Annotated in this window: 16 protein-coding genes and 1 pseudogene; 8 read left to right on the forward strand and 9 right to left on the reverse strand. The window is 60.3% G+C overall.

Annotated features, from left to right (window positions below):
* Positions 1–691 precede the first annotated feature (691 nt).
* From ftsY to rpoH, 4 genes are all read left to right on the forward strand, one after another.
* Positions 692–2,116: a signal recognition particle-docking protein FtsY gene (gene ftsY, locus FEM54_RS10550; protein ID WP_138450788.1), complete on the forward strand. Its 1,425-nt coding sequence runs from the start codon at positions 692–694 to the stop codon at positions 2,114–2,116.
* The gene (gene ftsE, locus FEM54_RS10555) at positions 2,113–2,784 is read left to right on the forward strand and encodes a cell division ATP-binding protein FtsE (protein WP_003213784.1); all 672 of its coding nucleotides are present in this window, start codon (positions 2,113–2,115) and stop codon (positions 2,782–2,784) included. The genes ftsY and ftsE overlap by 4 nt, the downstream gene beginning before the upstream one ends.
* Positions 2,781–3,803: a permease-like cell division protein FtsX gene (gene ftsX, locus FEM54_RS10560; RefSeq protein WP_138450790.1), complete on the forward strand. Its 1,023-nt coding sequence runs from the start codon at positions 2,781–2,783 to the stop codon at positions 3,801–3,803. Before ftsE ends, ftsX begins: the two co-directional genes overlap by 4 nt.
* Positions 3,804–3,932: 129 nt before the next feature.
* Positions 3,933–4,787, forward strand: coding sequence for an RNA polymerase sigma factor RpoH (gene rpoH, locus FEM54_RS10565; protein ID WP_017139465.1), 855 nt, complete (start codon positions 3,933–3,935; stop codon positions 4,785–4,787).
* Between the two features lie 195 nt (positions 4,788–4,982).
* On the opposite strand, the gene mtgA is transcribed toward rpoH, so the two are convergent.
* Entirely contained in the window at positions 4,983–5,705 is a 723-nt protein-coding gene (gene mtgA / locus FEM54_RS10570) for a monofunctional biosynthetic peptidoglycan transglycosylase (protein ID WP_017139464.1), read from the reverse strand.
* Positions 5,706–5,779: 74 nt separating this feature from the next.
* Between mtgA and FEM54_RS10575 the strand changes: the two genes are divergently transcribed.
* From FEM54_RS10575 to trmB, 4 genes are all read left to right on the forward strand, one after another.
* Positions 5,780–6,157: a DUF423 domain-containing protein gene (locus FEM54_RS10575; protein ID WP_056857688.1), complete on the forward strand. Its 378-nt coding sequence runs from the start codon at positions 5,780–5,782 to the stop codon at positions 6,155–6,157.
* A 71-nt stretch (positions 6,158–6,228) separates the two neighbouring features.
* Entirely contained in the window at positions 6,229–6,429 is a 201-nt protein-coding gene (thiS, locus tag FEM54_RS10580; protein ID WP_032865944.1) for a sulfur carrier protein ThiS, read from the forward strand.
* A 65-nt stretch (positions 6,430–6,494) separates the two neighbouring features.
* On the forward strand, positions 6,495–7,289 hold the full coding sequence (locus FEM54_RS10585) for a thiazole synthase (protein ID WP_017139461.1): 795 nt from the start codon (positions 6,495–6,497) through the stop codon (positions 7,287–7,289).
* A 9-nt stretch (positions 7,290–7,298) separates the two neighbouring features.
* Positions 7,299–8,024, forward strand: coding sequence for a tRNA (guanosine(46)-N7)-methyltransferase TrmB (gene trmB / locus FEM54_RS10590; RefSeq protein WP_017139460.1), 726 nt, complete (start codon positions 7,299–7,301; stop codon positions 8,022–8,024).
* Positions 8,025–8,167: 143 nt separating this feature from the next.
* Here the strand turns inward: trmB and FEM54_RS10595 are convergent, their stop codons facing one another.
* The 8 genes and pseudogenes from FEM54_RS10595 to FEM54_RS10630 form a co-directional block, all read right to left on the reverse strand.
* On the reverse strand, positions 8,168–8,491 hold the full coding sequence (locus tag FEM54_RS10595) for a DUF3392 domain-containing protein (protein ID WP_017139459.1): 324 nt from the start codon (positions 8,489–8,491) through the stop codon (positions 8,168–8,170).
* Between the two features lie 17 nt (positions 8,492–8,508).
* Entirely contained in the window at positions 8,509–9,711 is a 1,203-nt protein-coding gene (hemW, locus tag FEM54_RS10600; protein ID WP_138450792.1) for a radical SAM family heme chaperone HemW, read from the reverse strand.
* Complete coding sequence (gene rdgB, locus FEM54_RS10605; protein WP_017139457.1) at positions 9,708–10,301, reverse strand: RdgB/HAM1 family non-canonical purine NTP pyrophosphatase; 594 nt, start codon at positions 10,299–10,301, stop codon at positions 9,708–9,710. The genes hemW and rdgB overlap by 4 nt, the downstream gene beginning before the upstream one ends.
* Positions 10,298–10,735, reverse strand: a complete 438-nt coding sequence (locus tag FEM54_RS10610) for a DUF4426 domain-containing protein (protein WP_017139456.1) — start codon at positions 10,733–10,735, stop codon at positions 10,298–10,300. The genes rdgB and FEM54_RS10610 overlap by 4 nt, the downstream gene beginning before the upstream one ends.
* Before the next feature lie 21 nt (positions 10,736–10,756).
* Positions 10,757–11,377, reverse strand: coding sequence for a methionine biosynthesis protein MetW (metW, locus tag FEM54_RS10615; protein WP_016972957.1), 621 nt, complete (start codon positions 11,375–11,377; stop codon positions 10,757–10,759).
* A 7-nt stretch (positions 11,378–11,384) separates the two neighbouring features.
* Positions 11,385–12,524 carry a homoserine O-succinyltransferase MetX gene (gene metX / locus FEM54_RS10620; RefSeq protein WP_138450794.1) on the reverse strand — a complete coding sequence of 380 codons (1,140 nt, stop codon included), beginning with the start codon at positions 12,522–12,524 and terminating at the stop codon, positions 11,385–11,387.
* 194 nt (positions 12,525–12,718) lie between these two features.
* Positions 12,719–13,099 (reverse strand): annotated as a pseudogene (locus FEM54_RS10625) (YggT family protein); the annotation flags it as partial.
* Positions 13,060–13,163 (reverse strand): hypothetical protein (locus FEM54_RS10630; RefSeq protein WP_138450796.1); only part of this gene is annotated, 104 nt, incomplete at its 5' end. The pseudogene FEM54_RS10625 and the gene FEM54_RS10630, both read right to left, overlap by 40 nt.

A 13,163-nucleotide genomic window follows, 5' to 3' on the forward strand; every position in this document is an offset into this window, starting at 1 on the left:
GGGTTGTGGGTCGGCAGCCAAGGCTGAAAGAGGCAGACAAACTGTGCTGAGCAGCAGGCCTGCGGCGCGGCGGGCTAGAGCAATCATTCGTGTTTTAACCTGTTGGGCTACCCGCTAGGTCTTAGCCTAGGCGGGCGAGGAGGTTGGGGCGTGTCATTCCTCATTACCAGTACCGCGCCGGAGCCTGCTAGTGTGCAGGGCCAGGCGCGAGGAGCGCGATTTGGTTTTTCCAAATAAGCTCCGAGTAACGCAGCCCTGCACACTAGCAGGCCCGGCCCTTCGGGTTGTGCCTAAAAGCATGCCAGGCTGCGTTGCAGGTCTTGGCAAGGGAAGCACATTCCCTGCGACCTGCGCCTTGCCTGGCATGCTTTTAGGCGACAACGCGGTACTGGTAATGAGGAATGACACGCCCTAGGATACTGATCCGGTTTGGACAGGGCCACTGTGGCAGTCATCTTGTCCCGGTTTCAGTCGTAGGAATGTAGGAATTGGCGCTGGGTTTCCCCGACGATCTTCTACTTTTCGCCGATTTTGTCGCTTCAGTCCTTTATTGAAACGATTTGTTGAGGCCTTTATTTACGCCTTACAAAATGTTGCGCATGAACAAGCGAGCGTTAAAGCAGTCTGTTCTGCATCGAATTTATTTACCGAGGCGCCCTGGCGCATCGCTACTTTGAGATAGCCGTCCTCCATGTTTGGTTCCAACGACGACAAGAAGAGTCCAGCTGCGGCTGGCGAGAAAAAAGGCCTGTTCGGATGGCTGCGCAAAAAGCCGCAGGAAACCGTCGTCGAACAGCCACAGGTTCAGCCTGAGCCGATTCCAGAGCCTGTATTAGAAGCCGAACCGGTCGCTGAAACCCCGGCGCCGGTGGTGTTGCCGATGGCTGAGCCCGTATTGCAGCCAGCGGCACAGGTTGAGCCAGAGCCAGAGCACAAGTCGTGGCTGGAACTGCCGGTGGCCGAAGAGCCTGTGGCGCTGGTTGAAGACGTGCAGGCTGAGCACGTGACGCCGACGATTCCGGTCGTGGTTGAGCCGGTGGCGGTTGTGGTCGAAGCGCCGCCAGTGATCGAAACGCCTGCGCCGGTGGTTGTGGAGCCAGCGCCGGCACCTGTGGTGGTTGCCGCCCCCGCCATTATCGAGCCGCCGGTCGCCCCGGAGCCCGTTGTTGCTCCCGCTGAAACCAGCAAAACCGGCTTCTTCGCCCGCCTCAAGCAAGGCCTGAGCAAAACCAGCGCCAGTATCGGCGAAGGCATGGCCAGCCTGTTCCTGGGCAAGAAGGTTATTGATGACGAGCTGCTGGAAGACATCGAAACCCGTCTGTTGACCGCCGACGTGGGCGTCGAAGCCACTGCCGTGATCATCCAGAGCCTGACCCAGAAGGTTGCGCGCAAGCAGTTGACCGACGCCGATGCGCTCTACAAATCCCTTCAGGCCGAACTGGCTGCGATGCTCAAGCCGGTGGAAGCGCCGCTGGTGATCACGCCGAACAAGCCGTTCGTGATCCTGGTTGTCGGCGTCAACGGCGCTGGCAAAACCACCACCATCGGCAAGCTTGCCAAGAAGCTGCAGTCGGAAGGCAAGAAAGTCATGCTCGCCGCCGGTGACACCTTCCGCGCCGCTGCCGTGGAGCAGTTGCAGGTCTGGGGTGAGCGCAACAAGATCCCGGTCATCGCCCAGCACACCGGCGCCGATTCCGCCTCGGTGATTTTCGATGCCGTGCAGGCTGCCAAGGCCCGTAACATCGATGTGTTGATCGCTGATACCGCCGGTCGCCTGCACACCAAAGACAACCTGATGGAAGAGCTGAAGAAAGTGCGCCGCGTAATTGGCAAGCTCGACGCCGACGCCCCGCACGAAGTGCTGCTGGTGCTCGACGCCGGCACTGGCCAGAACGCCATCAGCCAGGCCAAACAATTCAACCAGACGGTGCAACTGACTGGCCTGGCATTGACTAAGCTCGACGGCACGGCCAAGGGTGGTGTGATCTTCGCCCTGGCCAAACAGTTCGGGTTGCCGATTCGTTATATCGGTGTCGGTGAAGGTATCGACGACCTGCGCACCTTTGAAGCCGAACCCTTTGTACAGGCACTTTTCGCCGAGCGGGAGCGTTCATGATTCGATTCGAACAGGTCGGTAAACGCTACGCCAATGGGCATGTGGGCTTGCATGAGCTGAGCTTTCGAGTACGGCGTGGCGAGTTTCTGTTTGTAACCGGCCACTCGGGCGCCGGTAAAAGTACGCTGTTGCGGCTGTTGCTGGCGATGGAGCGCCCGACCACCGGCAAGCTGCTGCTGGCCGGCCAGGATCTGGCCACCATCAGCAATGCACAGATCCCGTTCCTGCGCCGCCAGATCGGCGTGGTGTTCCAGAACCACCAGTTGCTGTTCGATCGTACGGTGTTCAACAACATTGCTTTGCCGCTGCAGATTCTCGGCTTGTCCAAGGCTGAAATCGTCAAACGTGTGGATTCGGCCCTGGAGCGCGTGGCACTGTCGGACAAGACCGACCTGTACCCGGGCGACCTGTCCACCGGCCAACAACAGCGCGTCGGCATCGCCCGCGCCATTGTCCACCGCCCGGCCTTGTTGCTGGCGGACGAACCTACCGGTAACCTCGACCCGCGTCTGGCGGCTGAGATCATGGGCGTGTTCGAAGACATCAACCGCCTGGGCACCAGCGTATTGATCGCCAGTCACGACCTGGCACTGATCGCCCGTATGCGCCACCGCATGCTGACCTTGCAACGCGGCCGCCTGATCGGCGACGGGGAGGCTGGCGTATGAGAGCGACTCGCAGCCCCAAGGTTTCCGAGCGTGTGGCGCCAAAAGCCGCCGACCCGCAACCGCCGAAGAAAAAACGCGACGAAGATGATGGCCCGGATTTCGCCACGCTGCTGCGCGCCTGGATCGAAAGCCATCGCGCCAGCTTGGTCGACAGCCTGCGCCGCCTGGGCAAGCAGCCGATCGGCAGCTTTTTCACCTGCCTGGTAATGGCTGTGGCACTGAGCCTGCCGATGGGTTTGTCGCTGCTGCTTAATAATGTGGAGCGCCTGGGCGGTTCCTGGCAGCGCGCGGCGCAGATTTCGCTGTACCTGGACCTCGACACCAGCGCCAAAGATGGCGAGAACCTGCGCGACGACATCAAGAACCTGCCGGGCGTGGCGGATGCCGAATACATCAGCCGCGATCAGGCCCTTGAAGAGTTCCAGCAGCAATCAGGCCTGGGTGAGGCGCTTAAAGAGCTGCCGCAGAACCCGCTGCCGGGCGTGGTGCTGGTGACGCCGAACGAAGTCGACAAGCCAGAGCTTGAGGCCCTGCGACAAAAACTCGCAGAGATGCCCAAGGTACAACAGGCACAACTTGATCTAGTCTGGGTAGAGCGTCTGGCGGCCATTCTCAAGCTGGGCGACCGCTTTGTGTTCGGTCTCACGGTGTTGTTGGTGTCTGCATTACTTTTGGTGATAGGTAATACCATTCGTCTTCATATTGAAAACCGCCGCACCGAGATAGAAGTGATTAAACTGGTCGGCGGCACAGACAGCTATGTGCGTAGGCCTTTTCTGTACATGGGCGCGCTTTATGGCTTCGGTGCCGGGATTTTGTCCTGGGGCGTTTTGGCTTTTGGCTTGAACTGGCTCAACGACGCGGTAGTAGGGCTGGCCGGTTTGTACGGCAGCGATTTTGCCCTGGCCGGCGTGCCGGTCGCCGACGGTCTGAGTCTCTTGCTTGGTGCCGTCTTGTTGGGGTATATCGGTGCCTGGATTGCGGTCGCTCGTCATTTACGTGAGCTGGCACCGAAGTAGTTAATGTCAGATTAATGTGGTTTCGTTTGTATTGACCGTATTGGTGGTTTAGGGAACTTGTCCTACGGTTCCCGGTCAATTTTCGCAGTGCTGAACTGCACGAGTTATGTGAGTCGGAGGTTTTTTCGTATGACCACTTCTTTGCAACCTGCTTATGCTCTGGTCCCGGGTGCGAACCTGGAGGCCTATGTGCACACGGTCAACAGCATTCCATTGCTGACGCCCGAGCAGGAGCGTGAACTGGCCGAGAGTCTCTACTATGAGCAGGATTTGGGGGCGGCTCGGCAGATGGTGCTCGCCCACCTGCGTTTTGTCGTACATATCGCCCGTAGCTATAGCGGCTACGGGTTGGCCCAGGCTGACCTGATCCAGGAAGGCAACGTCGGCCTGATGAAGGCTGTAAAGCGCTTCAACCCTGAGATGGGCGTGCGCCTGGTATCGTTTGCCGTGCACTGGATCAAGGCGGAAATCCACGAGTTCATCCTGCGCAACTGGCGCATCGTGAAAGTCGCGACCACCAAGGCCCAGCGCAAGCTGTTCTTCAACCTGCGCAGCCAGAAAAAACGCCTGGCGTGGCTGAACAACGAGGAAGTCCACCGCGTGGCCGAAAGCCTCGGCGTGGAGCCGCGTGAAGTGCGCGAGATGGAAAGTCGCCTGACCGGCCATGATATGGCCTTCGACCCGGCCGCTGAAGCGGACGACGACAGCGCCTTCCAATCGCCGGCCAACTACCTGGAAGACCACCGGTACGACCCGGCGCGTCAACTGGAAGACGCCGACTGGAGCGACAACTCCAACCAGAACCTGCACGAAGCGCTGGAAGTGCTGGACGACCGTAGCCGTGACATCCTCTATCAGCGCTGGCTGGCTGAAGAAAAAGCCACGCTGCACGACCTGGCACAGAAGTACAACGTGTCGGCCGAGCGGATTCGTCAGCTTGAGAAAAGCGCGATGAACAAGCTGAAGTTGTCGATCGCCGCTTAAAACGCTGCGATAAGACAAAAAAATGCCCCGATCGAAAGATCGGGGCATTTTTGTTTGCAGTCGAAAATCTCAAGCTCAACTCGGTCCACTGTGGGAGCTGGCTTGCCTGCGATGAGGCAGTATCTGCTAACACATGGGTAGTTTGACCCACCGCTATCGCAGGCAAGCCAGCTCCCACATGGGTAGTGCAGTGTGTCAATCGGACCAGGGGGCTTTGCGGGAGTTATTCAATTCCACCAAGTAACCATCCCCACCCAACTGGCTCATCTGCTGCCGAATCCATGCCGCTCGCCTTGCCACATAGGCTGTTGGATGGCTGGCACTCCACACTCGAGGGTTGGGCAAAACCGCCGCCAGATAGCTGGCCTGCTGACGGGAAAGCGCTTTGGCACTCACGCCAAAGTGATGCCGCGCGGCGGCCTCTGCGCCAAACACGCCTTCATCCCACTCCACGCTATTGAGGTACACCTCAAGAATCCGCTGCTTGGGCCACAACACTTCGATCAGTGCGGTAAACCAGGCTTCCAGGCCTTTGCGCAGATAACTGCGACCGGTCCACAAAAACAGGTTCTTTGACACTTGCTGGCTCAGAGTGCTGGCGCCGCGAATCGAACCGCCGCGCTCGTTGTGCAGCAGCGCCGCCTGGATCGCGCCGAAGTCAAAACCCCAATGCTGCGGGAAACGCTGGTCTTCACCCGCCATTACCGCCACTTTCAGTTCGTCGGATATCTCATCCCACGGCACCCAGGTGCGCTGCACATCGATCGGCTCGCCGTCGATCCAGGATTCGATCTTGCGCTCCACCATCAACGCGGTGAACGGCGGCGGTACCACACGAAACAGCAGCACCAGCAGCACACTGCCGATGGCAAACCATTTAACGACTTTGAGAAAGCGCTTGAAGAGGAGACGCAGCATAGAGATGGCTTGGCCGAACCCGTTGAGCGGGCCATTATACAGACCCTGCCCCTCGAGTCTGACTGGAGTTCCTCATGCTGCGTAGCTTTCTGATGCTGGCTGCCTTTTTCGGCTTTACCGGCGTCGCCCTGGGCGCCTTTGCCGCCCACGGCCTGAAAAACCGCCTGAGCGCCGAGTACCTGGCGATCTTCCATACGGGCGTCACCTACCAGTTGGTGCACGCCCTGGCGCTGTTCGGCGTGGCGTTACTGGCCGCGCATATTCCTGGCCGATTGGTCAGCTGGGCGGGCATCTCCTTTACCGTCGGCATCCTGCTGTTCTCGGGCAGTCTGTATGCGCTGACCCTGACCGGCATCAGCAAGCTCGGCATCATCACGCCGTTTGGTGGTCTGGCCTTCTTGCTCGGCTGGTTCTTCCTCGGTTTGACTGCGTGGCGTCTACAGGTAGCCTGACCAAGGGACTTGGGTCAGCCACGCTGATCGGGCTAGAATGCTGGCCCCTAAAAACGATGGCGGCCCGTGGCATGCGCATTCAGTTGAACGGCGAATCCTTTGAACTGCCCGACGGTGAAACCGTTGCGGCCCTGCTGACCCGTCTGGACCTGACCGGACGCCGAGTCGCAGTGGAGCTCAACCTGGATATCGTCCCGCGTAGCCAGCATGCCGAAACCGCGCTCACCGAAGGTGATCAGGTCGAAGTGGTCCACGCCATCGGCGGCGGCTAGCCGCCCGGCGCTCAAGGGCGTCAACCCGCATTCTGCAGAACCTCACCCCAATTCGAGGATTTCCCATGAGCATCGTTCGTAGCGACAAGCCCTTCGTCCTGGCCGGTCGTACCTACCAGTCCCGCCTGCTGGTTGGCACCGGCAAGTACCGCGACATGGAAGAAACCCGTCTGGCCATCGAAGCCTCGGGTGCCGAGATCGTGACGTTTGCCGTGCGCCGCACCAACCTCGGCCAGATCGAAGGCGAGCCGAACCTGCTCGAAGTGTTGTCGCCGGATCGCTACACCTTCCTGCCGAACACTGCCGGTTGCTACGATGCCATCGAAGCCGTGCGCACCTGCCGCCTGGCCCGTGAGCTGCTCGACGGCCACAACCTGGTGAAACTGGAAGTGCTGGCCGACCAGAAAACCCTGTTCCCCAACGTGATCGAAACCCTCAAGGCCGCCGAAACCCTGGTCAAGGAAGGCTTCGACGTGATGGTCTACACCAGTGATGACCCGATCATCGCTCGCCAATTGGCCGAAATCGGCTGCATCGCCGTGATGCCGCTGGCCGGCCTGATCGGTTCTGGCCTGGGCATCTGCAACCCGTACAACCTGCAAATCATCCTCGAAGAAGCCAGGATTCCGGTGCTGGTGGACGCGGGCGTGGGCACTGCCTCCGACGCTACCATCGCCATGGAGCTGGGTTGCGACGCGGTGCTGATGAACTCGGCCATCGCCCATGCCCAGCAGCCGGTCATGATGGCCCAAGCCATGCAACACGCAATCGTCGCGGGCCGCTTGGCCTACCTCGCCGGTCGCATGCCGAAAAAACTGTACGCCAGCGCCTCCTCGCCGCTGGATGGTCTGATCAAGTAAGAGCCATTGATGACTGAATCAAACGAAACGCCGAACACCGTGGAAGAAGGCGACGAGTCCAAGCACCGCCGCATCAAGAGTTTTGTGATGCGCGCCGGCCGCATGACCGAAGGCCAGCAAAAGGGTCTGGAGCAAGGTACGCCGCTGTTCGTGTTGCCATTGGCCGACGCGCCGGTGGACTACGACCAGGTGTTCGGCCGTTCGGCCCCGCGTTCCCTGGAAATCGGTTTCGGCATGGGCCACTCCCTGCTGGAAATGGCCGCGGCCGCGCCGGACCAGGACTTTATCGGGGTGGAAGTGCACCGCCCAGGTGTCGGCGCGCTGCTTAACGGCGTACTGACCCAAGGCCTGACCAACCTGCGAGTCTACGACTGCGACGCGATTGAAGTACTCAACCGCTGCATCGCCGACAACAGCCTCGACCGCCTGATGCTGTTCTTCCCGGACCCATGGCACAAATCGCGTCACCACAAACGCCGTATCGTCCAGGCTTCCTTCGCGGAGCTGGTGCGCAGCAAGCTGAAAGTCGGTGGCATTCTGCACATGGCCACAGACTGGGAGCCGTACGCCGAATACATGCTGGAAGTGATGGACGTAGCGCCTGGCTACCGCAACCTGGCCGAAGACGGCAAATGCGTGCCGCGCCCGGCCGAGCGCCCGATCACCAAGTTCGAACGCCGCGGCGAGCGACTGGGGCATGGGGTTTGGGATTTGAAGTTCGAGAAGGTTGACTGACAAGCCAATAGCCGGCTTGGAATGCAATCAACTGTGGGAGCTGGCTTGCCTGCGATAGCATCACCTCAGTATCACAGATACACCGAGGTGCCTGCATCGCAGGCAAGCCAGCTCCCACAATTGTTTTGTGTTGGGCTTTGGAATCAGCGGCGGTCGGCGACTACGCCAATCAACACCAGCACCACCACCAACACCGGCGCCAAGCTGTAGTTATTGAACTGGCTCAGCCCCCGCACAATCCAAGGCGTGGCATACAGCAAGGCTGCGCCGCTGCCGATCATGCATACCAGCGCCATCAACGGTACGCGCAATGCTCCGGCGATGCTGCCCAAGCGGCCTTCGATCCAGCCTTTGATATCCGCGCCAAACAACACCAGCAAACAACCGACAAGGGCCAGGGAGATTTCCGACAGGTTGCTACGGCTCCAGCGGGACACGGTGGCGAGCAGGTCGAGTACCAAATCCATGTGATTTCCTTAGAGCGTCAGCTCAAAAACTTCTGCAACAGGTCATTGAGAAAGAGTTGCCCACGGTCGGTGGCCGCCAGGCGTGACGGTTCGACCTGCATTAAGCCACTTTGTTCTGCCTCCTGGCGGCCTTCGTCGAGGCTGGCCAGGTCGAGGCCGGTGCGTTCGGCGTACAGCTTGGATTCAACGCCTTCGGTGAGGCGCAAAGCGTTCATCAGGAACTCGAACGGCAGCTCCTCATTGGTCAGTTCTTTCGCCCCGGCCTGGAAACTTTTTGCCGGGTTGAGGTAGTCCTTTGGCGCCCGGGTTTTCCAGGTGCGCACGATGCGCCCGTCCGGATGGCTGAGCTTGCCGTGGGCGCCCGCGCCGATGCCGATAAAGTCGCCGAAGCTCCAGTAATTCAGGTTATGCCGCGCCGGGCGGCCCGGTTGGGCATAGGCCGACACTTCATATTGCGCGTAACCGTGTTCGGCCAGCAGTGCCTGGCCAGCTTCCTGAATATCCCACAGCGTGTCGTCTTCCGGCAGCGCGGGCGGCTGGTTCCAAAATACGGTGTTGGGTTCCAGCGTCAGCTGATACCAGGACAAGTGCGTTGGCTTCAATGCGATGGCCTGGCGCAAGTCGCTCAGGGCATCGTCCAGTGACTGATCGGGCAAGCCGTGCATCAAGTCCAGGTTGAAGTTATCGAACCCGGCCTGGCGTGCCATGCCGGCGGCGCGTACGGCTTCATCGCCATTGTGGATACGGCCCAGGGCTTCAAGCTTTTCCTGCTGAAAGCTCTGGATGCCGATGGACAGGCGATTGATCCCCAGCTTGCGGTACGCCACGAACTTCTCTTGCTCGAAGGTGCCAGGGTTGGCTTCCAGGGTGATTTCGATGTCGTTGGCAAACGGGATACGGGCTTGCACGCCTTTGAGCAGGCGCCCCAGCGCGGCGGCGCTGAACAGGCTGGGCGTGCCGCCACCGAAGAAAATCGAGCTTAGTTCACGGCCGTAAACCGCATGCAGGTCTTGATCAAGGTCGGCCAGCAATGCGTCTACGTACTCTTCTTCCGGCAGCACTTTGCTGGCGGTGTGGGAGTTGAAGTCGCAATACGGGCATTTGCGCACGCACCACGGGATGTGGATGTACAGCGCCAGGGGCGGCAGCACCGACAAGGCCGCCCGAGGCGTTTGCGCGCCGCCGTGGATCAGCGGCTGCGCAGAGGTGTTTTGGGTCATTTCAGGCTCAGGCGTTGGCGCAGCAAATCCATTGCGCGGGCGCGGTGGCTGATCTGGTTCTTGTCGGCCGGGCTCAGTTCGGCGCTGGAGACATTGCGCTCCGGCACCCAGAACAGCGGGTCATAGCCAAAGCCATGCTCGCCACTGGCGGCATGCAGGATGCGCCCGTGCCACAGGCCTTCGCACAGAATCGGCAACGGGTCATCAGCGTGGCGAACCAGCGCCAGCACGCAGACAAACTGTGCGCCGCGCATCGCGTCCGGCACGTCCTTGAGGGCGTCCAGCAGTTTGGCGTTGTTGGCCGCGTCGCCTTTGCCATCGGCATACCGCGCCGAGTAGATGCCCGGTGCGCCGCCGAGGAAGTCCACGGCCAGGCCCGAGTCATCCGCCAGCGCCGGCAGGCCGGAGATGCGTGCGGCATTGCGGGCCTTGAGGATGGCGTTTTCGACAAACGACAGGCCGGTCTCTTCCGGTTCGACCTGGCTGAACTCGCCGATCGAGCGCAGCTGCACGGAGTCGCCGAGCATGGCCTGGAGTTCTTTGAGTTTGCCGGCGTTATGGCTGGCGAGTACGAGCTGTGTCAGGTTCATTTGGTGCCCGGAAAAAGTTCTTGGACGAAGCTGAAGCCGTGGGCCTTGCCACCGGTTTCAACGTTGATGGTAAACGTCCGGTATTCCTGCTGTGTGACCGAGTAGGGCGCCAGGTACGAGATGCCGCCCTTTTCAGTAATCTGCTTGAACGTCAGCACTTCGCTCTTGCCGCTCAAGTCCTTGATCGTACCGGTCACCTGCGCGGCCACTGGCGTCACGCCCTTGATCACCGACACATTGATCAGGCCCTTCTCGTTGCTGCGCACGATACCGGCTGCCTGGGCGGTTTCCGGTTGCAGGAAACTCGAGGTGAAGGTGTTGTAGTGCACAGTGATATCGCCAAATTCTTTCTGGCGGTTACCGTCGACGGCGTCTGCTGCCACGGCGCTGGCGCCCAGGAAGGCGGTCAATAGAAAAACAGCCAAACGACTCATGATCGTGCCTCTTGATAATGATTAGACGGCAATCTTGTGGTCGGTCAGGCCAGGGCTGCTGACCCGGTAGATACCAATTTCGCCCAACAGATTAGGCCATAGCTTACTCGCCCACCCATGGCGGTGCTGTTGATCGACGGCGAGGCGGTTGATCACCTTGGCTTCACGCTCGCCGCACAGGGCTTCGAAGTCTTCAAACGTACAGAAGTGGATGTTCGGCGTGTTGTACCAGGTGTATGGCAGGAAGTCCGAGACCGGCATGCGGCCCTTGGTCGCCAGGTACCAGCGGCAGCGCCAGTGGCCGAAGTTGGGGAAGGTAATGATGCACTGACGGCCCACGCGCAGCATCTCGTCGAGGATGCGGTCCGGGTAATGCACCGCTTGCAGGGCCTGGGTCATCACCACGATATCGAAACTGTTGCTGGCAAAGTTGCCCAGGCCCTTGTCCAGGTCCTGCTCGATCACGTTGATGCCCTTGGCCACGCACTGGGCGATGTTGTCCGGGTCGTTTTCCAGGCCATACCCGGTGACTTGCTTGTTGTCGCGCAGCCAGCTGAGCAGTTCGCCATCACCGCAGCCCAGGTCGAGCACGCGGCTGCCGGCGGGGATCCAGTCTTGGATGATTTCCAGGTCGGCTCTCATGGCGTTCTCACAAAGTAATGCGGTTCATGTAGTTGCTGAAAGCCTGCAGGTAGCGTGGGATCGGAATCAGGAAGGCGTCATGGCCTTGCGGAGCATCGATCTCGAGGTAGCAGACGTCTTTGCGTGCGGCCATCAAGGCGTCCACCAGTTCACGCGAACGCGCTGGCGAGAAGCGCCAATCGGTGGTGAATGACATCACGCAGAACTTGGCCGTGGCGTGCTCGAAGGTTTTCGCCAGGTCGTCGTCGTGGTTGGCGGCCGGGTCGAAGTAGTCCAGCGCCTTGGTCATCAGCAAGTAAGTGTTGGCGTCGAAGCGCCCCGAGAACTCCTCGCCCTGGTAACGCAGGTAGCTTTCGACCTGGAACTCGACACTGTGGAAGTCGTAGTTGAGCTTTTCGCTCTTGAGCCCACGGCCGAATTTTTCGCCCATGGAGTCATCGGACAGGTAGGTGATATGCCCGACCATCCGCGCCAGCATCAAGCCGCGCTTGGGGATCACACCGGCTTCCTGGAACGAACCGCCGTGGAACTCGGGGTCGGTGAGGATGGCCTGGCGTGCCACTTCGTTGAACGCGATGTTCTGCGCCGACAGTTTTGGGGCCGAGGCGATGGCCAGGCAATGGCGCACGCGATCCGGATAAGAGATGGTCCATTGCAGCGCCTGCATGCCGCCCAGGCTGCCGCCGATCACGGCGGCCCATTGGTTGATGCCCAGCAAGTCGGCAAGGCGCGCCTGGCTGTGCACCCAGTCTTCCACGGTCAGCACCGGGAAGTCGGCGCCGAACGGCTTGCCGGTTTCCGGGTTGAGGCTGCTCGGGCCGGTGGAACCATTGCAGCCGCCGAGGTTGTTCAGGCTGACCACAAAGAATTTGTTGGTGTCGATGGGCTTGCCGGGGCCGATGCAGCTGTCCCACCAGCCGGGCTTGCGCTCGTCGGCACTGTGAAAGCCAGCGGCGTGATGATGGCCGGACAGGGCGTGGCAGATCAGCACGGCGTTGCTCGCCGTGGCGTTCAGTTGGCCGTAGGTTTCATAGATCAGGTCGTAGGCAGGCAGCGAACGGCCGCAGGCCAGGGCCAGCGGTTCGCTGAAGTGCGCCACTTGGGGCACGACCAGTCCAACAGAATCGGGGGGGAAGGCAGCTGGCATCGACCCTGCTCTCGTTTAAATGAGGCGTAAGTCTAAAGAGCGGTGACCCCAGCGGCAAGCAAAGGCCTGCACCAGTACGCAGATACAGATATCAGCACTGGCTTGTGTGGGAGCTGGCTTGCCTGCGATTGCATCACCAAGGTGAGACTGACACACCGAGGAGCCTGCATCGCAGGCAAGCCAGCTCCCACCTATCAGATCAGGCCGAACAGCTCTTTAGGCATGAACGCATAGTAGGCCAAGCGCGGAATCACCCAGCTTTGCAGCAGCTGGATCGCGATAAACGCGAAGATTGGCGAGATATCCAGGCCGCCCAGGTTCGGGATCAGGCGACGGAACGGTGCCAGCACCGGTTCGGTGATCTGGGCTACCAACTCAGCACCCGGGCTGCGGCTGCCGGGTGCGACCCACGACAGAATCACGCTGATGATCATCGACCAGAAAATGATCTTCAAAAACAGCGAGAAGATTCCGATCAAGCCCCATGGCAACAGCAGCACAGTGAACGCCTGGTAGCCGTTGAGCATCAGGATCACTACAAACAACAGGATTTGCAGCAGCAGTGCCAGCACCAACGGTCCTTGTACTCGCGGTCCGCACGGCCGAACGAAAAGCGCAACGGCTTGCCGACTTCCCGCG

The sequence above is a fragment of the Pseudomonas edaphica genome (assembly GCF_005863185.1).
In the GTDB taxonomy this organism is placed as follows: Bacteria; Pseudomonadota; Gammaproteobacteria; order Pseudomonadales; family Pseudomonadaceae; genus Aquipseudomonas; species Aquipseudomonas edaphica.